This window comes from Pseudomonas sp. UC 17F4, from assembly GCF_900101695.1.
GTDB lineage: Bacteria > Pseudomonadota > Gammaproteobacteria > Pseudomonadales > Pseudomonadaceae > Aquipseudomonas.
In genome coordinates, this window is sequence record NZ_FNKV01000002.1 from 13,481 (window position 1) to 35,327 (window position 21,847).

Annotated in this window: 22 protein-coding genes and 1 pseudogene; 10 read left to right on the top strand and 13 right to left on the bottom strand. The window is 63.9% G+C overall.

All coding sequences use genetic code 11. From position 1 onward, the window contains the following. Window positions 1-107: 107 nt before the first annotated feature. Genes BLR26_RS25320 through BLR26_RS25330 form a run of 3 tightly spaced genes read left to right on the top strand, consistent with a single transcriptional unit; the run spans window position 108 to window position 2,455 of the window. A complete protein-coding gene (locus BLR26_RS25320) occupies window positions 108-683 on the top strand; it encodes a regulatory sequestration protein YfiR (RefSeq protein WP_045195814.1) in 576 nt (191 codons plus the stop codon). Beyond that, window positions 680-1,951: a diguanylate cyclase DgcN/YfiN gene (locus BLR26_RS25325; protein WP_045195816.1), complete on the top strand. Its 1,272-nt coding sequence runs from the start codon at window positions 680-682 to the stop codon at window positions 1,949-1,951. The genes BLR26_RS25320 and BLR26_RS25325 overlap by 4 nt, the downstream gene beginning before the upstream one ends. A 12-nt stretch (window positions 1,952-1,963) precedes the next feature. Beyond that, window positions 1,964-2,455 (top strand): outer membrane lipoprotein YfiB, encoded by a 492-nt coding sequence (locus tag BLR26_RS25330; protein WP_371128691.1) that lies wholly within the window; start codon window positions 1,964-1,966, stop codon window positions 2,453-2,455. Here the strand turns inward: BLR26_RS25330 and BLR26_RS25335 are convergent, their stop codons facing one another. Beyond that, window positions 2,456-3,403, bottom strand: coding sequence for a LysR family transcriptional regulator (locus BLR26_RS25335; RefSeq protein WP_093387786.1), 948 nt, complete (start codon window positions 3,401-3,403; stop codon window positions 2,456-2,458). A gap of 136 nt (window positions 3,404-3,539) precedes the next feature. On the opposite strand from BLR26_RS25335, the gene BLR26_RS25340 reads away from it, so the two are divergent. Together BLR26_RS25340 and mmsB are read left to right on the top strand one after the other, a co-directional pair. Beyond that, window positions 3,540-5,066 (top strand): CoA-acylating methylmalonate-semialdehyde dehydrogenase, encoded by a 1,527-nt coding sequence (locus BLR26_RS25340; RefSeq protein WP_093387789.1) that lies wholly within the window; start codon window positions 3,540-3,542, stop codon window positions 5,064-5,066. A 10-nt stretch (window positions 5,067-5,076) separates the two neighbouring features. Beyond that, a complete protein-coding gene (gene mmsB, locus BLR26_RS25345; protein ID WP_045195822.1) occupies window positions 5,077-5,964 on the top strand; it encodes a 3-hydroxyisobutyrate dehydrogenase in 888 nt (295 codons plus the stop codon). Window positions 5,965-6,065: 101 nt separating this feature from the next. Here mmsB and BLR26_RS25350 read toward each other — a convergent pair whose 3' ends face one another. Further along, window positions 6,066-6,410, bottom strand: a complete 345-nt coding sequence (locus tag BLR26_RS25350; RefSeq protein WP_045195824.1) for a cupin domain-containing protein — start codon at window positions 6,408-6,410, stop codon at window positions 6,066-6,068. 105 nt (window positions 6,411-6,515) lie between these two features. Continuing rightward, window positions 6,516-7,424, bottom strand: a complete 909-nt coding sequence (locus tag BLR26_RS25355; RefSeq protein WP_093387792.1) for a LysR family transcriptional regulator — start codon at window positions 7,422-7,424, stop codon at window positions 6,516-6,518. Between the two features lie 102 nt (window positions 7,425-7,526). Here BLR26_RS25355 and BLR26_RS25360 point away from each other — a divergent pair, with 102 nt between their 5' ends. Next, window positions 7,527-8,285 carry a sulfite exporter TauE/SafE family protein gene (locus BLR26_RS25360; protein WP_045196566.1) on the top strand — a complete coding sequence of 253 codons (759 nt, stop codon included), beginning with the start codon at window positions 7,527-7,529 and terminating at the stop codon, window positions 8,283-8,285. A gap of 3 nt (window positions 8,286-8,288) precedes the next feature. On the opposite strand, the gene BLR26_RS25365 is transcribed toward BLR26_RS25360, so the two are convergent. The 7 genes from BLR26_RS25365 to BLR26_RS25395 are packed head-to-tail and all read right to left on the bottom strand — an operon-like array spanning window position 8,289 to window position 15,002. Beyond that, window positions 8,289-9,221 carry a phosphatidate cytidylyltransferase gene (locus tag BLR26_RS25365; RefSeq protein ID WP_045195828.1) on the bottom strand — a complete coding sequence of 311 codons (933 nt, stop codon included), beginning with the start codon at window positions 9,219-9,221 and terminating at the stop codon, window positions 8,289-8,291. Between the two features lies 1 nt (window position 9,222). Continuing rightward, window positions 9,223-9,846, bottom strand: a complete 624-nt coding sequence (locus BLR26_RS25370; protein ID WP_093387795.1) for a lysophospholipid acyltransferase family protein — start codon at window positions 9,844-9,846, stop codon at window positions 9,223-9,225. 11 nt (window positions 9,847-9,857) lie between these two features. Then, window positions 9,858-10,316 carry a hypothetical protein gene (locus BLR26_RS25375; RefSeq protein WP_093387797.1) on the bottom strand — a complete coding sequence of 153 codons (459 nt, stop codon included), beginning with the start codon at window positions 10,314-10,316 and terminating at the stop codon, window positions 9,858-9,860. Then, window positions 10,313-11,632 (bottom strand): phosphatase PAP2/dual specificity phosphatase family protein, encoded by a 1,320-nt coding sequence (locus tag BLR26_RS25380; protein WP_093387800.1) that lies wholly within the window; start codon window positions 11,630-11,632, stop codon window positions 10,313-10,315. Before BLR26_RS25380 ends, BLR26_RS25375 begins: the two co-directional genes overlap by 4 nt. Then, the gene (locus tag BLR26_RS25385; RefSeq protein WP_093387803.1) at window positions 11,632-13,386 is read right to left on the bottom strand and encodes a bifunctional alpha/beta hydrolase/class I SAM-dependent methyltransferase; all 1,755 of its coding nucleotides are present in this window, start codon (window positions 13,384-13,386) and stop codon (window positions 11,632-11,634) included. Before BLR26_RS25385 ends, BLR26_RS25380 begins: the two co-directional genes overlap by 1 nt. Before the next feature lie 30 nt (window positions 13,387-13,416). Further along, on the bottom strand, window positions 13,417-14,022 hold the full coding sequence (locus BLR26_RS25390) for a CDP-alcohol phosphatidyltransferase family protein (protein ID WP_093387806.1): 606 nt from the start codon (window positions 14,020-14,022) through the stop codon (window positions 13,417-13,419). A 47-nt stretch (window positions 14,023-14,069) separates the two neighbouring features. Continuing rightward, window positions 14,070-15,002, bottom strand: coding sequence for a LysR family transcriptional regulator (locus tag BLR26_RS25395; protein ID WP_093387809.1), 933 nt, complete (start codon window positions 15,000-15,002; stop codon window positions 14,070-14,072). Window positions 15,003-15,079: 77 nt separating this feature from the next. Between BLR26_RS25395 and BLR26_RS25400 the strand changes: the two genes are divergently transcribed. Further along, a complete protein-coding gene (locus BLR26_RS25400) occupies window positions 15,080-15,844 on the top strand; it encodes a sulfite exporter TauE/SafE family protein (RefSeq protein WP_093387812.1) in 765 nt (254 codons plus the stop codon). Here BLR26_RS25400 and BLR26_RS25405 read toward each other — a convergent pair. Further along, window positions 15,834-16,148 (bottom strand): putative quinol monooxygenase, encoded by a 315-nt coding sequence (locus BLR26_RS25405; protein ID WP_093387814.1) that lies wholly within the window; start codon window positions 16,146-16,148, stop codon window positions 15,834-15,836. The two genes, BLR26_RS25400 and BLR26_RS25405, sit on opposite strands and share 11 nt — an antisense overlap. 191 nt (window positions 16,149-16,339) lie before the next feature. Between BLR26_RS25405 and BLR26_RS25410 the strand changes: the two genes are divergently transcribed. The 3 genes from BLR26_RS25410 (at window position 16,340) to ggt (ending at window position 19,679) form a co-directional block, all read left to right on the top strand. Continuing rightward, complete coding sequence (locus tag BLR26_RS25410) at window positions 16,340-16,930, top strand: NADPH:quinone oxidoreductase MdaB (protein WP_045195845.1); 591 nt, start codon at window positions 16,340-16,342, stop codon at window positions 16,928-16,930. A 67-nt stretch (window positions 16,931-16,997) separates the two neighbouring features. Next, the gene (locus tag BLR26_RS25415; protein WP_045195847.1) at window positions 16,998-17,894 is read left to right on the top strand and encodes a LysR family transcriptional regulator; all 897 of its coding nucleotides are present in this window, start codon (window positions 16,998-17,000) and stop codon (window positions 17,892-17,894) included. Between the two features lie 117 nt (window positions 17,895-18,011). Then, the gene (ggt, locus tag BLR26_RS25420) at window positions 18,012-19,679 is read left to right on the top strand and encodes a gamma-glutamyltransferase (protein ID WP_093387817.1); all 1,668 of its coding nucleotides are present in this window, start codon (window positions 18,012-18,014) and stop codon (window positions 19,677-19,679) included. A 69-nt stretch (window positions 19,680-19,748) separates the two neighbouring features. Here the strand turns inward: ggt and BLR26_RS27825 are convergent, their stop codons facing one another. After that, window positions 19,749-20,612: a methyl-accepting chemotaxis protein gene (locus BLR26_RS27825; RefSeq protein ID WP_371128692.1), complete on the bottom strand. Its 864-nt coding sequence runs from the start codon at window positions 20,610-20,612 to the stop codon at window positions 19,749-19,751. Further along, window positions 20,604-21,668, bottom strand: a pseudogene (locus tag BLR26_RS27830) (methyl-accepting chemotaxis protein); the annotation flags it as partial. The gene BLR26_RS27825 and the pseudogene BLR26_RS27830, both read right to left, overlap by 9 nt. Between the last annotated feature and the right edge of the window lie 179 nt (window positions 21,669-21,847).

A 21,847-nucleotide genomic window follows, 5' to 3' on the forward strand; every position in this document is an offset into this window, starting at 1 on the left:
CGATTCGGCCTATTACCGGATCGCCGGGGAGGTGCTCCCTCGCTGGAAAATCGGCCTCTGTGCTATCGTTGCGGCATCATCCTGCGTGGTTTTAAGAGATTTCCCTCATGAATGTGGCCGCCCCGACATCGGGACGTGTGACGAGCCTGACGCGTTCGCTGCTGGCCGCGATGCTGTTGCTGTTCGCCGCGCAGGCCGGTGCCGAGGCTGAGGTCACGTCGAACCTGGCCGAGCAGCGAGCCAAGGCAGTCACCCAGGTTGTGCTGGGTATCCTCAGTTACGCACGCTGGCCGGTTGAGCCGGCACAACTGCGCCTGTGCCTGATCGGCCCGACCGAATATGCCGACGATCTGGTCAAAGGCACCACCCAGGCCACCGGTCGCCCGGTGCTGGTGCGCCGCTTGCTGGCCAGCGACCCGCGCATCGCCAATGAGTGCGATGCGATCTATATCGGCAAGCTCAGCCAGGACGAACGTAGCCGGTTGTTCACGGCGTTGAGCGGTCATCCGGTGCTGAGCATGAGCGAGGCCGATGACCCGTGCACAGTCGGCAGCCTGTTCTGCCTGCGGGTCGGCGATCGCCAGGTAGCGTTCGACGTCAACCTCGACTCGGTGGCGCGCAGCGGCGTGCGCATCCACCCCAGCGTGCTGCAGCTCTCGCGGCGGCGGGCGGCGCAACCATGATCGGCTTTGGCAAGGGGCGCGAGCGCCCGACCCTGCGTGCCGTGCTTGGCCGCCGCCACCTGAGCGTGGCGCTGCTTGCCGTCGGCCTTGCCGGGGTCTCGCTGACCCTGCTCGGCGTGCTGGCCTTGCGCGTTTACGCCAATCACAACCTGCACCTGATTGCCCGTTCGATCAATTACACCGTGGAAGCGGCAGTGGTATTCAACGACGCCGGAGCGGCCAACGAAGCGCTGGCGTTGATTGCCACCACGGAAGAAGTCGCCGACGTCAAGGTGTTCGACGACAATGGCGAGCTGCTGGCGCGCTGGCAGCGCAATGACAGCGGCCTGCTGGCGCAGACCGAGCAACTGATCGCCCGCAGCCTGCTGGAAGAGCCGATCATTCTGCCGGTGCTGCACCAGGGCCAGCAGGTCGGGCGTATCGAACTGGTGGGGCAGGGCGGCAGCCTGGTGCGCTTCCTGCTCAGCGGCCTGGCCGGGATCCTGTTGTGCACGGCGCTTAGCGCTTTCAGTGCGCTGTACCTGTCGCGGCGCATGTTCGGCGACATTGTCGGGCCGCTGCGCAGCCTGGCCAACGTCGCCCATGCTGCACGCCGCGAGCGCAGCTTCGACCGCCGCGTGCCGCCGGCGCAGATCGCCGAGCTCAACGAGCTGGGCAACGACTTCAACGCCTTGCTTGACGAGCTGGAGTCGTGGCAGAGCCACTTGCAGAGCGAGAACGAAAGCCTGGCCCACCAGGCCAGCCATGACAGCCTCACCGGCTTGCCGAACCGGGCGTTTTTCGAAGGCCGCCTGAGCCGCACTCTGCGCAATGCGCAAAAGCACAATGAACACCTGGCCTTGCTGTTTCTCGACAGCGACAACTTCAAGGAGGTCAACGACAACTTTGGCCACGCCGCTGGCGATGAAGTGCTGATCAGCGTGGCCACCCGGGTGCGTGCGCAGCTTCGTGAAAATGATCTGGTGGCTCGCCTGGGCGGTGACGAATTCGCCGTGCTGCTGGCGCCACTGCACGCGCACGAAGACGCCCGGCGCATCGCCGAGAAGATTGCCGCCAGCATGAAACTGCCAATCCGCCTGAGCGAAGGGCAGATCATCGTCACGTCGCTGAGCATCGGTATTGCCTATTTTCCCGACGACGGCGGTAATCCTTCCGACCTCCTCAATGCCGCTGATGCGGCGATGTATCAGGCCAAGCGCAACTTGCGTGGCCAGGGGCAAATGGCAGAGCCGGAGCGCTCTGCTCATCATGTAAAAAACAGGAGCTGAACCGTGATTCACTTGAGCCAACGACTACGTTTTCATTTTATCTGCCTGGCCCTGGCCTTGTTCGCCCTGGGCGGCTGCCAGAGCGTGCCACCCAAAGGGTTGACCGCCGAACAGATTGCCCTGCTCAAGCAGGAGGGCTTTCAGCTCACCGATGAAGGCTGGGAGTTCGGCCTGTCGAGCAAAGTGCTGTTCGGCAGCGATGTCGACACCCTCAACGCCCAGAGCCGGACGATTGTCGAGCGCATCGGCAAGTCGCTGCTGTCGGTGAACATCCAGCGCGTGCGGGTCGACGGCCATACCGATGCCTCGGGCCGCGCGGCCTACAACGAACAACTGTCCAAGCGCCGCGCACAGAGCGTGGCCAATGTGCTGGTCGGCGTCGGCATGCGCCCGGAAAACGTCGAAACCCGCGGTCTGGGCAGCAGCGAGCCGGTGGCCAGCAACGACACCCGCGCCGGACGCCTGGAAAACCGCCGGGTGTCGATCGTGGTCGCCTCCGACTGATCAGTCGGCAAAGCTCATCGCGCGCGACTCGCCCATTAGCAGCGGGGTGTTGCGCTCGGTGACATCGCGGATGTAATCCCACAACAGGGTGATCCGCTTCAACTTGCGCAGATCCTCGCGGCAGTACATCCAGAACTGCCGGGTAATCTCTACCTCCTCCGGCAGAATCGCCACCAGGCGCGGGTCTTGTGCGGCCAGAAAACACGGCAGGATCGCCAGGCCACGGCCCTGCTGCGCCGCTACATACTGGGCGATCACGCTGGTACTGCGCAGGTTGGCGCTGGCGGCCGGAATCAGGTTGGCCAGGTACAGGAGCTCGGAACTGAAGGCCAGGTCGTCGACATAACTGATGAACTGATGGCGGGCCAGGTCGCTGCTGCGGGTGATCGACTCGTGGCTCTCCAGATATTCCTGGGTGGCGTACAGGCGCAGGCGGTAATCGCACAGCTTGCAGCACACGTAGGGCCCGTGTTCCGGGCGCTCGAGGGCGATGACGATGTCGGCCTCGCGCTTGGACAGGCTGATGAAGTGCGGCAGCGGCAGGATGTCCACCGAGATCGCCGGGTAGGCATCAACGAAATGGCTCAGTTGCGGGGTGACGAAGAAGCTGCCAAATCCTTCGGTGCAGCCCATGCGTACATGCCCCGACAACGCCACGCCGGAGCCGGAAACCTGCTCGCAAGCCATGTGCAGGGTGCTTTCGATGGATTCGGCATAGCTGAGCAGGCGCTGGCCTTCGGCGGTGAGGACAAAGCCGTTGGTCCGCGACTTTTCGAACAACAGAGTGCCCAGCGCCACTTCCAGCGAACTGATCCGCCGCGACACCGTGGTGTAGTCGACGCCCAGGCGTTTGGCCGCGCTACTGGCCTTGCGGGTACGCGCCACTTCAAGGAAAAACTTCAGGTCATCCCAGTTCAGCGACCCCAGGGAGGTGATGTTTTTTTGCATGTTGGTCCGGCTTTTATGTGCGTTCTTATTAGATGTTTGCACATCTATACTCCAAAAAAGCCCTGGACCCAAGCGCTCGCCGTGGCTGACCCGGTGGCGTCGATCTCTCCCTAACAACAATTTCAGGAGAACGCACATGAACGCATCCCTTACTCCCGGCCAGACCAAGGTCGAGCAGGTCAAGCTGCTGATCGACGGCCAATGGGTCGAATCGAAAACCAGCGAATGGCGCGACGTGGTCAACCCGGCCACCCAGCAAGTGCTGGCCCGCGTCCCCTTCGCCACCGCCGAAGAAGTCGACGCCGCCATCGCCGCCGGCCAGCGTGCGTTCAAGACCTGGCGCGACACCCCGATCGGCGCGCGCATGCGCATCATGCTCAAGCTGCAGGCGCTGATCCGCGAACACTCCAAGCGCATCGCCGTAGTCCTCAGCGCTGAACAGGGTAAGACCATTGCCGACGCCGAAGGCGATATCTTCCGCGGCCTGGAAGTGGTCGAGCATGCCTGCAGCATCGGCACCTTGCAGATGGGCGAGTTCGCCGAAAACGTTGCCGGTGGCGTCGACACCTACACCCTGCGCCAGCCGATCGGCGTCTGCGCCGGTATCACCCCGTTCAACTTCCCGGCGATGATCCCGCTGTGGATGTTCCCGATGGCCATCGTCTGCGGCAACACCTTCGTGCTCAAACCGTCCGAACAGGACCCGCTGTCGACCATGCTGCTGGTGGAGCTGGCGGTCGAAGCCGGTGTGCCGGCCGGCGTGCTCAACGTCGTCCATGGTGGCAAGCAGGTGGTCGATGCGCTGTGCACCCATACCGATATCAAGGCGATCTCTTTCGTTGGCTCCACCGAGGTTGGCACCCACGTCTATAACCTGGCGGGGCAGCACGGCAAGCGCGTGCAATCGATGATGGGCGCCAAGAACCACGCCGTGGTGCTGCCGGACGCCAATCGCACGCAAACCCTCAATGCCCTGGTTGGTGCCGGTTTCGGCGCGGCCGGCCAGCGCTGCATGGCCACCTCGGTGGCGGTGCTGGTGGGCAAGGCCCGCGAGTGGCTGCCGGAGCTCAAGGAGCTGGCTTGCAAACTCAAGGTCAACGCTGGCAGCGAGCCGGGCACCGATGTCGGCCCGCTGATTTCCAAGCGCGCCAAGGAGCGGGTGCTGGGCCTGATCGAAAGCGGTATCAAGGAAGGCGCCACGCTCGAGCTCGACGGCCGCGAGGTCAGCGTGCCGGGCTACGAGCAGGGCAACTTCGTCGGCCCGACCCTGTTCTCCGGGGTGACCACCGACATGCAGATCTACACCCAGGAAATCTTCGGCCCGGTGCTGGTGGTGCTGGAAGTCGACACCCTCGACGAAGCCATCGCCCTGGTCAACCGCAACCCCTTCGGCAACGGCACCGGCCTGTTCACCCAGAGCGGCGCGGCGGCGCGCAAGTTCCAGAACGAGATCGACGTCGGCCAGGTCGGCATCAACATCCCGATCCCGGTGCCGGTACCGTTCTTCAGCTTCACCGGCTCGCGCGGCTCCAAGCTCGGCGATCTGGGCCCGTACGGCAAACAAGTGGTGCAGTTCTACACTCAGACCAAGACCGTCACCAGCCGCTGGTTTGATGATGACAGCGTCAACGATGGCGTGAACACCACCATCAGCCTGCGCTAAGGAGCTCATCATGCGTATTGCATTCATCGGCCTTGGCAACATGGGCGCGCCCATGGCCCGCAACCTGATCAAGGCCGGGCATCAGCTGAACCTGTTCGACCTGAACAAGACCGTGCTGGCAGAGCTTGCCGAGCTCGGCGGGCAGATCAGCAGCTCGCCGCGCGATGCCGCGCAGCAGAGCGAACTGGTGATCACCATGCTGCCGGCCGCCGCCCATGTGCGCGGCGTGTACCTCAACGAAGATGGCGTGCTGGCCGGGGTAAAGGCCGGGACCCCGGTGGTCGACTGCAGCACCATCGACCCGCAGACCGCCCGTGACGTAGCGGCCGCAGCGGCCAAACAGGGCGTTGACCTTGCCGATGCGCCGGTGTCCGGTGGTACCGGCGGTGCCGCAGCCGGCACCCTGACCTTCATGGTCGGCGCCAGCGACACGCTGTTCGCCACCTTGCAGCCGGTGCTGGCGCAGATGGGGCGCAACATCGTCCATTGCGGTGAGGTCGGCACCGGGCAAATCGCCAAGATCTGCAACAACCTGCTACTGGGTATCTCGATGATCGGCGTGTCCGAAGCCATGGCGTTGGGCAACGCGCTGGGGATCGACACCAAGGTGCTGGCCGGGATCATCAACAGCTCGACCGGCCGTTGCTGGAGTTCGGACACCTACAACCCGTGGCCGGGCATCATCGACACGGCCCCGGCATCGCGCGGCTATACCGGTGGCTTTGGTGCCGAGCTGATGCTCAAGGACCTGGGCCTGGCGACAGAAGCCGCGCGTCAGGCGCACCAGCCGGTGATTCTCGGCGCGGTGGCCCAGCAGCTGTACCAGGCCATGAGTTTGCGCGGCGAGGGTGGCAAGGATTTCTCGGCGATTGTCGAAGGTTATCGCAAGCCCGAGTAAAAGAGCATCGCCAGCAAGGCTGGCTCCCACAGGTACTGCGCACACATCATTCTGTGGGGGCTGGCCTTGCCAGCGATGGGCTGCCAAGGCGGCCCCAACGGTCAGGCAAAAACGAAGTACTTGCGCACCGTCTCCACCACCTCCCAGGTGCCTTTCATCCCAGGTTCGATGACGAACACGTCACCGGCCTTCAAATGTACCGGCTGCTCACCTTCCGGGGTGATCACGCAGTAGCCGTCGAGGAAGTGGCAATACTCCCACTTCTCGTAATGGACCTGGAACTTGCCCGGCGTACAGATCCAGGTGCCCATGATCTTGCTGCCATCGGCCGACACATAGGCGTTGAGGTTGACGGTGTGCGGGTCGCCGCCGATGCGTTGCCACTTGGTCGCATCCAGCACGGGGGTAGGGCAGGTCTCGCGCAGCACGGTGATGAAATCGGACATTCCAGGCTCCAGAGGATGACTCAAAGGTCCATCACCATAGGCGCGATCGGCGCCGGGCAGATGTCTGGTCTCGACCTTTGGCTGTCTGGGAGCGCAAACCTTCGATTAGCGCTCGAGGCTGTCACCAAAACCGCGGATCACTTCCAGCAGCGCCTTGACTCGCTGCGGCAAGCTGCCGGCCGGGTACACTGCGTGCATTTGTGGGCTGTCGCCGTTGCTGGCGGTCAGCCGGTACTCGGCACAAACCCGCTGCAAGCGCCCGGCCTGCACCTCGGGTTCGGCCAGCCAGTCGGCCAGGCGGGCGATGCCGACGCCGGCCAGGGCGGCCTGGAATACCGCGATCCCGGAGCTGAAGCGAAACTTTGGATGCACCCGCAGGCTGACGGCCTGGCCGGCGCTGCGAAACTGCCATTCCTTGAGGATCCGCGGCGCGGTATGCAGGATCAGCGCGTGTGTTTCCAGCGCCTCGATTGAGGCGGGCATGCCGTGTTTTTGCAGGTAGGCAGGGCTGGCATACAAGGAGCGCGAGTAGCGCCACAGCGGATAACCGATCAGTTCGCTGTCCTGGGCAAAGGCGCCACGAATGGCGAAGTCCAGTTTGCTCTTGGCCGGGTCGATCGGCTCGTCGCTGAAGATCACATCGACGTTCACCTGCGGGTAGCGTTCGCCATATCGCGCAATCAGGCCAGGCAATACCGGCGCCAGTGATTCGGGGGCGCAGAACCGCACCCAGCCGGAGGCCAGGCCGCTGAGCCCGGCCAGCTCCTCATCGGCCTCGCGTTGCAGATCAAGCATTTTGTCGGCATAGGGCAGCAGGCGCTCGCCGGCCTCGGTAAGGCTCACGGCATTGGCCGAGCGGTTGAACAGCTTGGCCCCGGCGTTTTCCTCAAGGGCCTGCACAGCGCGGGTTACAGTACTGGGCGAGCGCCCCAGAGCGCGTGCCGCAGCGACGAAGCTGCGCTTGCGGGCAACCATTGCGAAGGCTTCCAGCTCCGCGAGCATATCCAGGGCCATGCACTACCTCGTTGCAGTTTTTGCAATATGGCATTGCAACACAAAACCCGGCCGTTGGTTAACCTTGGCGCGCCCTTCTTTGACTGCCAGAGCCTGAAACCCATGGTCGATATCGTTGTGCTTTGCGTGTTTGCCTTTGCCGCCGGGCTGATCGATGCGGCAGTCGGTGGTGGCGGGTTGATCCAGATTCCGGCGCTGTTCAACGTGCTGCCAGCATCGCCCCCGGCTGCCTTGCTGGGCACCAACAAGGTTGCCTCGGCCTGCGGCACGGCGTTTGCCGCCCGCTCGTTCGTGCGCAAGGTGGTGATCGACTGGGGGCTGGTGGTTCCGGCGGCCTGTGCGGCCTTTGCCATGGCCTTCGTCGGCGCCGCCACGGTATCGCTGGTGCCGCAAGGGCTGATGCGCCCGGCGGTACTGGTGTTGATCGTGCTGATGGCGATCTACACCTTCTGGAAAAAGGACTTCGGTGCCCTGCACAAACCGATGCGCATCGGCACCCGCGAAAAATTGCTGGCGATCGTCATCGGCGGCGCCATCGGTTTTTACGATGGCCTGTTCGGACCGGGCACTGGCAGCTTTCTGATCTTCCTGTTCATTCGCTGCTTCGCCTTCGACTTCCTGCATGCCTCGGCGTCGGCGAAACTGGTGAACATCGCCACCAACGTCGCCGCACTGATGTTCTTCATTCCCACCGGCAACGTGCTCTACCTGATCGCCATTCCCATGGCCGCCTTCAACATCCTTGGCGCGCTGACTGGCACCTGGCTGGCAGTGCGCAAGGGCGTACCCTTCGTGCGCGCGCTGTTCCTGGTGTTGCTGCTGATACTGATCGGCAAGCTGTCCTACGATCTGTTGGTATAACGCTTACGCCCACCAGTAACGCACGAAGTGGAAGAACACCGGCGCGGCGAAGCATACCGAGTCCATGCGGTCGAGCATGCCGCCGTGGCCTTCGATCATGTGGCCCCAGTCCTTGACGCCGCGATCGCGCTTGATCGCCGACATCACCAGGCCGCCGGCAAAGCCCATGAGGTTGACGGTCAAGGCCATCAGCGCCGCCTGCCAGAAGCTGAACGGCGTGATCCAGCACAGGGTGGCGCCAATCAGGGTGGCCAGGGCCACGCCGCCAACCAGGCCTTCGACGGTCTTTGACGGCGACAGCTTCGGCGCCACCTTGTGCTTGCCGAACAGCTTGCCGCAGACGTACTGCAGCACATCGGAGATCTGCACCACGAGGATCAGCCAGGCGATCAGCAGCAGGTTGCGGCCTTCGTATCCGGGGATGTCCAGGGTCATCAAGGCCGGTACCGAAGACAGGCAGTAGACCGCGATCATCAAGCCCCACTGCACCTTCGAGGCACGCTCCAAAAAGCGCGTAGTGTCGCCGCCGAAGCTGGCGAGAATCGGCAGCAGCAGGAACAGGTAGACCGGGATGAAAATGCTGAACAGCCCGTACCAGTCCATGGCGATCAACAGGTACTGCACCGGCAGGGCGACGTAAAAGGCCGCGACCAGTGCCGGGTAGTCGCTGCGCCGGGTGGGTGTCAGGGTGAGGAATTCACGCAAGGCGTAAAACGACACGCAATAGAACAGCAGGATCACGCCCAGCTTGCCGAACAGAAACGCCAGGCCGATGACCAGGACCATCACCCACCAGGCGTTGATCCGCGCGTTGAGGTTGTCGATTACCGCGTGGGGGGCGGGGCCGGCGCGCCATTTGAGCAGGCGGCCGATCAGGCTGGCGAGCAGCAGCAGGCCGCCGATGCCGGCGAACAGCGAAAGGGTGTTGTTGTCCATCTCAGGATTCCTTCGGGGCCAGGGCCAACAGGGCCTGGCGGGCCCGGTCGAGAAACGCGTGCTTGCTTTCGTCCGCTTGCAGGTGCAGCGGCTCACCAAAGCTCAGGGTGCACAGCAAGGGCAGCGGCAGGGCGCGGCCCTTGGGCATGACCCGGTTGAGGTTGGCGATCCACACCGGGATCACCTCGACCTGCGGGTGGGCGCTGGCCAGGTGAAACAGGCCGCTCTTGAACGCCAGCAACGGTTCGTCGCTGAGGTTGCGCGTGCCTTCGGGGAAGAAGATCAGCGAATCGCCCTGGGCCAGCGCATCCTGGATAGGTTGCAGGGGATTGCTTTGGGCGTCGTTGTGCTGGCGATCGATCAGCACGCCATTGAACACCCGCTTGATCAGGAATTGACGAATGCCGGGTTTTTGCCAGTAATCGGCACCGGCCACCGGCCGCGTGTGCTGGCGCAGCGGCTGGGGCAGCGAGGCCCAGATCAGCACGAAGTCGCCGTGGCTGCTGTGGTTGGCGTAGTACAGCCGTTGCACCGGTTGCGGCGTGCAGCCCAGCCACAAGGCGCGGGCGCCGGTGATCAGGCGGGCGACCGAGGTGATGGCAAAGGCGGTGAGGGCAGCAAGCATGGGCAAGGTCCTTATCCGGCGAAATGAAGCAAGGGCAAAAGCAAAATGCCGACCAGCGCCAGCACGGCCTGTACGGCAAAGCACAGCAGTTGTTTGCGCAGCAGGCCCAGCGTCGCCAGGCCGCGTGCCTGCCAGTCGCGGTTATCGGCCGGGTTGGCTTTCAGGCCCAGGCTGAACAACGACTGGTCCAGCGCCTGGGTGTGTTGCCCAAGCTGATCGCTGCGCGTGGCCAGGTGCGCAAACAGGTCGGCGTCCAGCGCGACGCGCATGGCAAAGAACTTTTGCAGCAAGCCTGCCAGCAACAACAGGCCGCTCAGTACTGCGCAGTATCCCGGGGCAGGCGAGCCGATCAGCAGCGCCGCCAGGCCAAGCAGCACCGCCAGCAGGCTGATGCCGTCGGCCAGGCGCTCGACCTGGCGGCCGCGCTTGAGCAGGCTGGCAACCACGGCCAGGTGGATTTCATCGCTCACAGGCAAGGCTCCGTTTGCAGGCGTTCGATTACCCGCAGGTGCTGCGGGTGCAGGACCACCCCAGGGCGAGCCTGGCTGATGCGCTGTTGCGCTTGCCCGGCATCGGCGCAACGGCCGCTGAGCACCAGCCAGGCGGCTACGGCGCTGGCGCTTCGCGAATAACCGAGCGCGCAACAGACCAGCACCGGGCCCTGGGCACGCAGCTGTTCGATGGCCGCCGCCGCTTCCCGGCAGCGCTCGGCCGTGGGCACCACCAGGTCGAGGCTGGGCAGCGCACGATAAGCCTGGCCCGGGGCAACCGAGGCGGGTAGTTCGGCGCACAGGTCGACGATGGCGGCGAACTGCGCCGCTTGCCCCTTGCCCGGAATCCGCCCCAGGTACACGCCGTCGCAAACTTCATCCGCTTGCGGATGGCGCCGGGTCCACCAGCGCGAATTGAGCCAGGCGCCGATCAGGTAGGGCGCCAGCAGCCAGCGCGTGGCGTACGACAGCTGGCCGTCGGCGCCTTTCTGAAAACCTTCGGCGCCCAGTTGCGCGTAGTTGAGTGCCACCACCAGCAGCGCCACCGCCGGCCACAACAACCACAGGGCAACGCCTGCAAGGTACAACGCCAGACCACCCAGCAGGGCGGCGCCGGCGAAGTAACGCAAGGCCAGGCGCCAGCGCTGCGGATCACGGGCAAGTTGCATAGGGCGCAGTACCGGCTGACCCGCAACCGGCCACAGCCAGCAACACAGCATCCCCACCAGCGCGCCGCTGGGCAGGTCGATAAAGTGGTGTTGCCAGGTGGTCAGCACCGACACGCCGATCAACGCCATCCAGCCATGCACCAGCAAGCGCGGCAGCCTGGCGTGGATATGCCGGGCAAACATCGCCCAGATGATCACCAGCAAGGCGATGTGCAGTGATGGTGCCTGGTTGAAGGGTTTGTCAAAGCCCATCAGCACATCGAACAGCCAGCCGAACAGGCCATCCAGCGCGGGCCGCTCGACGGTAAAACGCAACGGCCAGAGCAGAAACCCGAGGATGCAGATGACTTGCGCACTGAGCAGGCGCAGGGCGTGGCGGTCCATCTCCAGGCGACTTAGCGGCAACAGGAACGACAGCCCGTAAAGCAGGTCGATCGACCAGTAGGGGATGATGGTCCAGGGCCACAGCGGGATATGGCCTTCCCAGGCGAACACCAGGCTGCCGACGTCGCTGCGCCCGGCGGTGTAGGTGTTGGTCAGGCCGTAGCTGAGAAAGAACAACGGCCCCAGCAACAGCAGCCAGAGCACCCCGCGCTTGATCAAGCCTGGCTCGCGTGCCGTGCTCATCAAACGACCCGCTGGGCCAGGCTGACGCTGAAGATGCCCCACTCATCAATACGCTGGCAGACCTTGCGAAAGCCGGCCGCCTCGATCAGTTGGTCCATTTCCACCTGGCTGCGCCGGCGCATCACCCAGGCCTGGCCGGCGCGGTGGCTGGTCAGGGCGCGGGCGATCATCTCCAGCTGCGGGTGCCAGGGCTGGCCGGTGTACACCAGGTAACCACCGGGCTCCACCGCCTGGGCCAGGCCGCTCAGGGAGTCGCCAACCATCTGGTTGCTGGCGAACAGCTCATACAGGCCCGAAACCACCGCCAGGGTCGGGCGTGGATCGAGGCTGGCCAGGCTCTGGGCATCGAAGGCATCACCCTGGACGAAGCGGGCAATGTCGGCCAGGCCCTTTTCGGCGATCAGCGCGCTGCCCTGCTGGACATTGAGCTCGCTGTAGTCGCGCAGCAGGATCGACTCCGGCTTGCGTTCCAGGCCCTGCAACGCTTCGAGGATGTAGCGGCCATGGCCGGCAGCGATATCGACGATATCCACCGGCTTGCCCTGTTCGCGCAGGCGTTCGATGGCCAGGCGCAGCAGCTCTTCGACATGCAGTTTGCGCTGGCGGATGCCGCGCCAGCCGATGGCGTTGAGGTAGTTCTGGTCGATCATGCGCCCGATCGCGCCCTTGCCGGTGGGCTGGTTGCGGTAGATGTAGTCCAGCGTGCTGCCCGAGTCGAAGCCGGTGTCAAAGCCCAGCTTGACCCCGTCCGACAAACCCTTGCCCAGCCGCAGGCCGGCGCGGGTGGCGCGCCAGTAAAGATCGGCCGGCGAGTTGCGCGGCAGCGGCGCGGCCAGGCTTTCGGCTTCGGCGCAGCTGGCGCCCAGTTGGTCGGCAGCGAGCAGAGAAGGGCGCTGCGGCGCCAGGCTGAAGCAGTGCTCGATAAACCGCCGGATCCGCGCCAGGGCATGGCTGCGGTCACGCTCGCCAAGGGTGTCGTGGAAGAATCCGGGGAGGATGTGTTTCTCTTTGTGCACGCTGCCCAGGCGTTCGAAGAACTGCTCCTGGGGTTTGCGCTTGACCACGAAATCGGCGCCGGAAATCAACAGCTGGGTCGGCACCTGAATCGCCTGGGCATCGGCCACCACGCGGTCGGCGGCTTCATACAGGCTAAGCAGCATGGTCACCGAAATCGGCCGGCTGATCAGCGGGTCGCTTTCGTACGAGGCGATGCGCTCGGGGTCGTGGCTGAGCAGGCGCGGCTTGACGTAGCTGTTGACGAAGAAGTTGCCGCGCCAGGCGCGCATCAGCTTCAGCCCCGGGCGGGCGAAAGGCACGTAGAGCTTGACCTTGAAGGCCGGCGAGGCCAGTACCAGGCAACGTACCTTGGGCGCGTAGTCGTGGGCCCAGGTGGCGATCAGTACGGCGCCGACGCTTTGCGCCAGCACCGCCATATCCTCTTCGGCGATGCCGTGCTCGCGGGCGATGTGCTCGATGAAGGTCTGCACGTCGCGCACGCTGCAGGCAAAGCTTGGGCTGTCGCCACGGGCGCCAGGCGACTGGCCGTGGCCACGGGCGTCCCAGGCGAAGAAGTCGTGGTCGGGCAGTTGCAGCTCATCGGCCAGATGGGCCATGCGCCCGCCGTGTTCGTGGCCGCGGTGGAACAACACCACGGCACGCCGTGGCTGGTCGTCAGCAACGTCGGCGGGCCAGTGGCGGTAATGCAGTTCGACGCCGTCGTGGGTGGTGAAGTGCAGCGATTGCGCGTTGCGCATGGCAAATATCCTTATCTGGCACAAAGTGCTTCAGCGGGTTTGCGCCAGACCGCGGCTGACCCGGTTGTAGAGGGTATAGAGCGAGAGCAGCAAGATCACCAGCAGCACGCCGTTGAGCCAGCTGGCCGGCAACAGGCCGCTGGCAACGCCGGCACCGAGCACGCCGAAGGCAAAGGCCCGGTCGCTTTTGCCCATCGGGCCGTCGTAGCGGCGTTCAGCGCCGACCAACGGGCCCATGACCCCGGCGTATTCGCTGATCAGCGCCGCCAGCACGACGATCACCACTAGCGCCGACGACACCCCCGGCAGCAGCGCGAAGGGCAGGTACAGGGCGCTGTCGGCGACCAGGTCGCAGAGTTCGTTGTAGTAGGCGCCGAGCTTCGATTGCTGGCCGAATTCGCGGGCGAGCATGCCGTCGATGGCATTGAGGGCCATGCGCAGCAGCATCCATACCGGCACCAGGGCGAACAGCCAGGTGAGGTGTGGCAGCCAGGCCAGCAACAGGCCGAGCAGAACGGAAACCACGGCGGCGCTCAGGGTTACCTGGTTGGCAGTGACGCCGCGTTGGTACAGGCGCTCGACCGTCGGGCGCAACAGCGACTGGAAGCGGGGTTTGAGCTGGTAGATCGACGGCACGGTGAAACTCCCTTTTACGACTCGGTTGGCGATCAGTGCAGCAACAGCTAGGTCCGCGGGGGCGATTGTCGGTGGATTGCCCCTGCCGGAGCAATAGCGCTGGCACTCAGGCAGTCGATCAAGGCCTGGGCATGCCCGGGCAGGCTGGCAAAATCCCGGCTGCACAGGCGCAGCTGGCGTTTTGCCCAGGGCTCGTTCAGCGCCAGGCTGTGCAACGGCAATAGCCCCTGCCAGCGCTGCACCGCGGCCATCGGCACGATGCCCAGGCCAGCGCCGTGGGCGACCATGCGGATCACCCCGTCAAACCCTTCGGCGCGCACCCGCACCTGCAGGCGCCGGCCCAGATGCAGGGCTTGTTCTTCAAGGTGCAGGGTCAGGGCGCTGTCGGCCTGCAGGCCAACGTAGCCGTGGCCGAGGGTGTCGGCAAAGCGTAGGTTGGGGTTGGCGGCCAGCAGATGGGCGGGCGGCATGATCAACATCAGCGGGTCGTCGCGAAACGCCAGGGTTTGCAGGTGTTCGCTGGCCACCGCGCTGGAGATGATGCCGATATCGGCCACGCCCTGGGTGATGGCCTGGACGATGCGCAGGCTCGGCAGTTCGTGGATGTCGATATCGATGGCCGGGTATTGCCGGAGAAACCCGGCGAGCAATTCCGGCAGGTATTCGGTCAGCGCTGCGGTATTGCACAACAGCCGCACCTGGCCCTGCAGGCCCTGGGCGTATTGCCCGAGGTCGAACTGCAGGCGCTCGACCTGCTGGGCGATCAGCCGCGCATGCTGCAGCAGCGCCTGCCCGGCAGGCGTGGCCTGCACCCCGCGACGGTTGCGTTCAAGCAGCGGCGTACCCAGCGAACTTTCCATGGCGCGGATGCGCGCGCTGGCGGCGGGCAGCGACAGGTGGCTGCGCTGGGCGCCGGCGGTGATGTTGCCGCACTCCAGGGTGTGCTGGAACAGGCGCAGGTCAATCAGGTCGAAATGCATCAGCCTCTTCCTGGGCAATAGTCTGGCTGAGTATATGGCAGATTTTCAGCCTGGGTGGCAGGGTGCAGGATAGTGCCATGACTACCTTCTTTGGCTTCTATCAGGATATCGGTCCAGCGCTGTCGCTGCTGGTCATTGTCACCTTCGTGCTGGCCGGTGCGGTCAAGGGTGTGATCGGCCTTGGCCTGCCGACCATCGCCATGGGCCTGCTCGGCATGGCTATGTCTCCGGCGCAGGCAGCGGCCTTGCTGATTGTGCCTTCGACCCTGACCAACCTCTGGCAACTGGCCTTTGGCGGGCACCTGCGCGCCTTGCTGAAACGGCTGTGGCCGATGCTGGCGCTGATCTTTATCGGCACCTTGCTCGGTAGCGCCTGGCTGGGCATCAACAGTGGCGCCTGGGCGGCACATGCCTTGGGAGGGGCGTTGCTGGTGTATGCGTTGTACGGCCTGTGCGGCCGCGGGATGAGGCTTGCGCCTGCGCATGAGTCCTGGATCGGACCGTTTTGCGGGCTGATCACCGGGGTGATCACGGCGGCCACCGGAGTCTTTGTGATTCCCGCAGTGCCTTATCTGCAAAGCCTGGGCCTGAGTCGCGAGGAAATGGTCCAGGCCATGGGCCTGTCATTCAGCGTCTCGACCCTGGCCCTGGCAATCGGCCTGGCCGGCCAGGATGCGCTCGGCGCCCAGGCCCTGGGCGCGTCAATGCTGGTGCTGGCGCCGGCGCTGCTGGGCATGCTCGGCGGCCAGTGGCTGCGTCAGCGCATCAGCGCGGTGCTGTTCAAGCGCTGCTTCTTTATCGGCCTGGCGCTGCTTGGCACGCACCTGTTGCTCAACGGCTAGCCGAGGAGGGGCTGAGCATCTCGATCAGCTGAATATCGAAGTCGCGCTCCAGGTAGTCCATGCGTTTTTCGAAGAACGCCGCCATGTGCGGCAGGGCCGAATGCACATCCAGCGCGGCCTTGCTGGCCCAGATCTCGTAGAACACAAACAGGCTTGGGTCCTGCTGGTCGCGCAGCATGTGGTATTCGATGCAGCCCGGTTCCTGGCGGCTGGGCTCGACGTAGGCGCGAAACAGCGTTTCGAAGGCTTCGGACATTTGCGGTCGGGTCTTGGCTTTGAGGATGAAACCGTACTGCTCGCTCATGGAGATGCCTCTGAATGGAAGAAGTGAAACGATTCTATGGCAACAATAAGCGTTTGATTCGTGCTTTTTAGGCAAATGTATTTTGCCCCGGCACGGCTGTTTCCCCGCGAGGCCTGCCTCTAATCTGCCGCCATCAAATTCACTCGGTCACAGGCTTCTTTGCCCCTGATCGAACATAGATGAGGCACCCCATGAAAAAAGTCCTGTTGCTCAACGGTGGCAAGAAGTTCGCCCACTCCGATGGCCGCCTGAACGAAACCCTGCACGAAGCCGCGCTGGCCTTCCTGGACCGCGCAGGGTTCGATGTGAAAACCACCTACATCGATGGCGGCTACGACAACGCCGAAGAAGTGCAGAAATTTCTCTGGGCCGACGTCATCATCTATCAGATGCCCGGCTGGTGGATGGGCGCCCCCTGGACCGTCAAGCAGTACCTGGACGAAGTCTTCACTGCTGGCCATGGCAGCCTCTACGCCAACGACGGCCGCACCCGTTCCGATGCGTCGCAAAAGTACGGCAGCGGTGGCCTGATCCAGGGCAAACAGTACATGCTGTCGCTGACCTGGAACGCACCGCAGCAGGCGTTTGACGACCCGGCCGACTTCTTCGAAGGCAAGGGCGTGGACGCGGTGTACTTCCCGTTCCACAAGGCCAACCAGTTCCTCGGCATGAGCGGCCTGCCGACTTACCTTGCGGTGGATGTGATGAAACGCCCCAACGTCGAGGCCGCTGTGGCCGCCTACGAGCAGCACCTGGCCGAGGTTTTCCAGACCCAGGCCTGATGAAGCCTTGCGCAAGCCGCGCCAAGCGGCTATCTATCACGGCTGTTGCCAACCCCGGGGTACAGCCGTGAAAGCCAGGTCCGATGAATTGCAGGTGTTCGTCTCGGTGATCGAGTGCGGCTCGATTTCCGCGGCCGCCGAGCAGGGCGGGCAGACGCCGTCGGCGATCAGCCGCACCCTGTCGCGCCTGGAAACCAAGCTCGGCACCACCCTGATCAACCGCACCACCCGGCGCATGGACCTGACCGAAGAAGGGCGGTTTTTCTTCGAGCGGGCCAAGTCGATCCTGCAGCAGATGGACGAGCTCGAAGAGCACCTGTCGGTGCACCACCAGACGCCGTCCGGGCGCTTGCGCATCAACGCCGCGCTGCCGTTCATGCTCCACGCCATCGTGCCCTGGGTCGGTGAGTTTCGCGCGCTGTACCCGCAGATCCAACTGGAGCTCAACACCAGCGACCTGATCATCGACCTGATCGAGCAGAGCACCGACGTCGCCATTCGCATCGGCGAGCTGGCCGACTCCAGCCTGCATGCCCGCGCCCTCGGTTGCAGCCCGTTGAACCTGCTGGCCAGCCCCGAGTACCTGGCCCGGCATGGCACGCCCGAGCGGGTTGAAGACCTGCAAGGCCACGCGCTGCTTGGCTTTACCCAGACCGAAACCCTCAACCACTGGCCGCTGCGCCATGCCGAAGGCGACCGCCTGCTGATCCGCCCGGCGCTGTCGGCCTCCAGCGGTGAAACCCTGCGCGAACTGGCCTTGGCCGGTGAGGGCATCGTCTGCCTGTCGCACTTCATGACCCATGAAGACATCCGCAGCGGGCGCCTGCAGGTGCTCCTGGCCGAGCACAACAGCGGCTATCGCCAGCCGATCAATGCGGTGTACTACCGCAACACCCAGCTGGCGCTGCGCATCCAGTGCTTTCTCGATTTCATTCAGAACAAGCTGGCGATCTACGCCTGCTGAAGCGTCCATCTGCGACAGCTTCTGCCTATGCGCGGCGAAAACTCCTACGGTGTTTGATAACTCGTCTGACATCAGCCTTAATGGCTGTTCAACGAAAACAACACTAAGGAAGCTCTCATGCGCGTTGTGATGTTCCGATCCCTGGCCCTCGGCGCCGCGATCCTCGCCAGTAACGCGGCTTACGCGGTTACCCTGGAGGGCGGTGCAGTTGCGGCACCCGATCAATATGGTGCACAGGTCGCCGCCGATATCCTGAAAAAAGGCGGCAACGCGGTGGATGCGGCCGTGGCCACCGCCTTCACCCTGGCGGTCACCTACCCCGAGGCGGGCAACATCGGTGGTGGTGGTTTCATGACCCTGTATGTCGACGGCAAGGCCTACTTCCTCGACTACCGCGAAACCGCGCCGAAGGCCGCCAGCCGCAACATGTACCTGGACGACAAGGGCGAGATCATCGAGAACCTCAGCCTGGTCGGTTCCCGCGCTGCCGGCGTGCCCGGTACGGTGATGGGGCTGTGGGAGGCGCATCAGAAATTCGGCAAGCTGCCGTGGGCCGAACTGCTGACCCCGGCGGTCGGTTATGCCAAGAACGGCTTCAAGGTCGCCTCCAAACAGTACCAGTACCGCGAAGACGCCCTGGGCCTGTTCAAGGACAGCACCAACTTCAACGACTATTTCGGCAGCATGAAAGTCGGCGAGACTTTCAAGCAGCCGGAGCTGGCGCAAACCCTGGAGCGCATTGCCGACAAGGGTGTCAGCGAGTTCTACCAGGGCAAGACCGCCGACCTGCTGGTGGCGCAGATGCAGGCCGACAAGGGCCTGATCAGCAAGGACGACCTCAAGGACTACAAAGCCGTCTGGCGCGAGCCGATGAAGATCGACTGGCGTGGCAACACGGTCTATACCGCGCCGCTGCCAAGTTCGGGCGGCATCGCCCTGGCCCAGCTGCTGGGCATCAAGGAAGCGCGCGCCGCCGACTTCAAGGGCGTCGAGCTGAACTCGGCGCGCTACATCCACCTGCTGGCCGAGATCGAAAAACGCGTGTTCGCCGACCGCGCCGACTACCTTGGCGACCCGGCGTTCTCCAAGGTGCCGGTCGAGCAACTGATCGCCAAGGACTACATCGCCAAGCGCGCCCAGGAGGTCAACCCGACGGCCATCTCGGACACCGAGAAAGTCCGCCCTGGCCTTGAACCACACCAGACCACGCACTTCTCCATCGTCGACAAGGACGGTAATGCGGTCAGCAACACCTACACCCTGAACTGGGACTACGGCAGCGGTGTGGTGGTCAAGGGCGCAGGCTTTTTGCTCAACGACGAAATGGACGACTTCAGCTCCAAGCCGGGCGTGGCCAACGCCTTTGGGGTGGTCGGTGGCGACGCCAACGCGATCGAGCCGGGCAAGCGCATGCTGTCGTCGATGAGCCCGAGCCTGGTGACCCGCGATGGCAATGTCACCCTGGTACTGGGTACCCCCGGTGGTTCGCGGATTTTTACCTCGATCTTCCAGGTGTTGAACAACCTCTATGACTACAACCTGCCGCTGGAAAAAGCCGTGGCTGCGCAGCGCGTGCATCACCAGTTGCTGCCCAAGGACACGATTTATTTCGATGCTTTTGCACCGCTTAACGGCAAGGTTGCTGAAGAGCTGAAGAAGATGGGCTACACCCTGGAAGATCAGGGTTGGGAGATGGGCGACATCCAGGCGATCCGGGTTAATGGCACGGCGCTGGAAACCGCTTCCGATCCGCGTGGGCGGGGGGTGGGGCAGATCGTTAAATAGGTGTTGAGTTGATCGCGGGTCAAGCCCGCTCCTACAAACCTGTAGGAGCGGGCTTGACCCGCGATGCGTTTAAACGCGGAAGTGGCTGACCATGGTCTGCAACTGGTTGCCCAGCCGCGCCAGTTCAACACTCGACGCCGCGGTCTCGTCACTGGCCGCGGCGGTCTGCTCGGACACATCGCGAACATTGAGAATGCTGCGGCTGATCTGTTCGGCCACTGCGCTCTGTTGCTCCGCCGCCGCCGCAATCTGCTGGTTCATCGACTGAATGTTCGACACCGTACGCGTGATGCTTTCCAGCGAAGCACCGGCCTTGCGGGTCAGCTCGACGCTGCTGTCGGTCAGGTTGCGGCTGCCAAGCATGACATTGGCCACCTGCTGGGTACCGCTCTGCAGGCCGGCGACCAGCTCTTCGATCTCTTCGGTGGACTTCTGCGTACGCTGGGCCAGGCCGCGAACTTCGTCGGCGACCACGGCAAAACCACGCCCTGCTTCACCGGCGCGGGCCGCTTCGATGGCCGCGTTGAGGGCCAGCAGGTTGGTTTGCTCGGCCACCGACTTGATCACGTCCATGACGCTGCCGATCTTCTGGCTTTCCTGTTGCAGCAGGCCCATGGCCTCGGTGGAGCGGTGCACCTCTTCGGCCAGGCGTTCGATCTGGCTGATCGCTTCGGCGACAACCTGGTCACCGGCACGGGCCTGACCATCGGCTTCGGTGGCAGCCTCGGAAGCATGCTCGGCATTGCGCGCAACTTCCTGCACGGTGGCGGCCATTTCGTGCATGGCGGTGGCGACCTGGTCGGTTTCAACTTTCTGGCTGTTGACCCCGGCGCTGGTCTCTTCGGTAACAGCCGAGAGTTCTTCGGCAGCGCTGGCGATCTGCGTGACGCCGTCGCGGATGCCGGTGATCAGGTCACGCAGGGTCGAGCCCATGCGCTGGATGCCTTGCTGCAACACGCCCAGTTCGTCACGGCGGGTGACGCGCATGTTATGGGTCAGGTCGCCGGCGGCGATCTTCTCGACCACGGCCAGGGTTTCACGCAACGGGCGAGTGATCTGACGGGTGATGATTACCGCAGCCAGGACGCCGACCAGCAGTGCCAGCAAGGTGGCCGTCAGCTGCAGGGAGCGGGCCTTGGTGCTCTCGCTGTCGCGGCGGTCCAGCTGGATCTGGTACAGGGCGTCGCTGGTCTTGACGATATCGGCGCCTTGAACGGTCATTTCCTGACGCGCTACGGCGATATCGGCAGTGGCGTCGCGGAACTGGCGTACAGCGTCACGGTAGGCCATCACTGCGGATTCAAACTGCTTGATGCGCGTCGCTTCGCCTGGCATCTGGCGGTTCAGGCCGGCGATTTCGGCCAGGGCGGTATCGAGCTGACGCAGGGCCAGTTGCTCGGTCTCGCTGCTGATGTCGGCGATGTAGCTGCGCACGGCCAGGCGAACCAGCAGCAGTTGCTCCTTGGCCTGGGTGATGGTGCGGAACTGCTCCAGGCGGCTGGCGTCACCCTCGGGCAGGGCCAGCACGTCGCGGTTGATCGCTTCGATCAGTTCGATAGCGCGGGCTGCGGCCTGGTTCATCGAGTCACGTGCGGCCAGGCTGGTCTTGTAACCGGCGCGCATCTTGTTGATCGACACCTGGTATTCGCTGATGGTCTGGCCCAGCTCCTGGAGCAGCTTGATGTTCTCCGGGCTCTTGAAGCTCTTGAGCAGTTTTTGCTGCTGCTCGCTGAAGGCATTGAGCTTGACCTGGACGTTGCCGGCCGCGGCGTCGTCGCCATTGGTCAGCATGTACTGCAGGCGGGTGATGCGCAGGTTGGTCAGGTCACTGTTGAGCTGGGTAATGTCGCTCATCCAGTTGCTGCGATCGATCAGGCTGCCCAGGCTGTTCCAGCCGGTCAGGGCCAGCAGGCCGGTCAGCAACAGCACCAGGCCAAAGCCCAGGCCGAGTTTCAGGTTGACGCTGATGTTGGCAAACCAGCTATTCATGCAATCCCTCCAGGAACGTTGTGCTTCTTGATCCGAATCGGTGGAAGGTTGTTGTTATTGATGGCCAGCCGATGTTCTGAGCAGGGTTTATCGGCGGCTTGCGCCGGAGCTGAAACGCTTTTTCAGCAAAAATGATCAGCGGTAGGTAACAGGGGATTTCTGCGGCCAGCCCGAGGCTT

Bases quoted from the DNA above. Each gene is read 5' to 3' on its own strand.
- BLR26_RS25320 (WP_045195814.1), top strand. From the start codon at position 108: ATGAATGTGGCCGCCCCGACATCGGGACGTGTGACGAGCCTGACGCGT.
- BLR26_RS25325 (WP_045195816.1), top strand. From the start codon at position 680: ATGATCGGCTTTGGCAAGGGGCGCGAGCGCCCGACCCTGCGTGCCGTG.
- BLR26_RS25335 (WP_093387786.1), bottom strand. From the start codon at position 3,403: ATGCAAAAAAACATCACCTCCCTGGGGTCGCTGAACTGGGATGACCTG.
- BLR26_RS25340 (WP_093387789.1), top strand. From the start codon at position 3,540: ATGAACGCATCCCTTACTCCCGGCCAGACCAAGGTCGAGCAGGTCAAG.
- mmsB (WP_045195822.1), top strand. From the start codon at position 5,077: ATGCGTATTGCATTCATCGGCCTTGGCAACATGGGCGCGCCCATGGCC.
- BLR26_RS25350 (WP_045195824.1), bottom strand. From the start codon at position 6,410: ATGTCCGATTTCATCACCGTGCTGCGCGAGACCTGCCCTACCCCCGTG.
- BLR26_RS25355 (WP_093387792.1), bottom strand. From the start codon at position 7,424: ATGGCCCTGGATATGCTCGCGGAGCTGGAAGCCTTCGCAATGGTTGCC.
- BLR26_RS25360 (WP_045196566.1), top strand. From the start codon at position 7,527: ATGGTCGATATCGTTGTGCTTTGCGTGTTTGCCTTTGCCGCCGGGCTG.
- BLR26_RS25365 (WP_045195828.1), bottom strand. From the start codon at position 9,221: ATGGACAACAACACCCTTTCGCTGTTCGCCGGCATCGGCGGCCTGCTG.
- BLR26_RS25370 (WP_093387795.1), bottom strand. From the start codon at position 9,846: ATGCTTGCTGCCCTCACCGCCTTTGCCATCACCTCGGTCGCCCGCCTG.
- BLR26_RS25380 (WP_093387800.1), bottom strand. From the start codon at position 11,632: ATGAGCACGGCACGCGAGCCAGGCTTGATCAAGCGCGGGGTGCTCTGG.
- BLR26_RS25385 (WP_093387803.1), bottom strand. From the start codon at position 13,386: ATGCGCAACGCGCAATCGCTGCACTTCACCACCCACGACGGCGTCGAA.
- BLR26_RS25395 (WP_093387809.1), bottom strand. From the start codon at position 15,002: ATGCATTTCGACCTGATTGACCTGCGCCTGTTCCAGCACACCCTGGAG.
- BLR26_RS25400 (WP_093387812.1), top strand. From the start codon at position 15,080: ATGACTACCTTCTTTGGCTTCTATCAGGATATCGGTCCAGCGCTGTCG.
- BLR26_RS25405 (WP_093387814.1), bottom strand. From the start codon at position 16,148: ATGAGCGAGCAGTACGGTTTCATCCTCAAAGCCAAGACCCGACCGCAA.
- BLR26_RS25410 (WP_045195845.1), top strand. From the start codon at position 16,340: ATGAAAAAAGTCCTGTTGCTCAACGGTGGCAAGAAGTTCGCCCACTCC.
- ggt (WP_093387817.1), top strand. From the start codon at position 18,012: ATGCGCGTTGTGATGTTCCGATCCCTGGCCCTCGGCGCCGCGATCCTC.
- BLR26_RS27825 (WP_371128692.1), bottom strand. From the start codon at position 20,612: ATGGGCTCGACCCTGCGTGACCTGATCACCGGCATCCGCGACGGCGTC.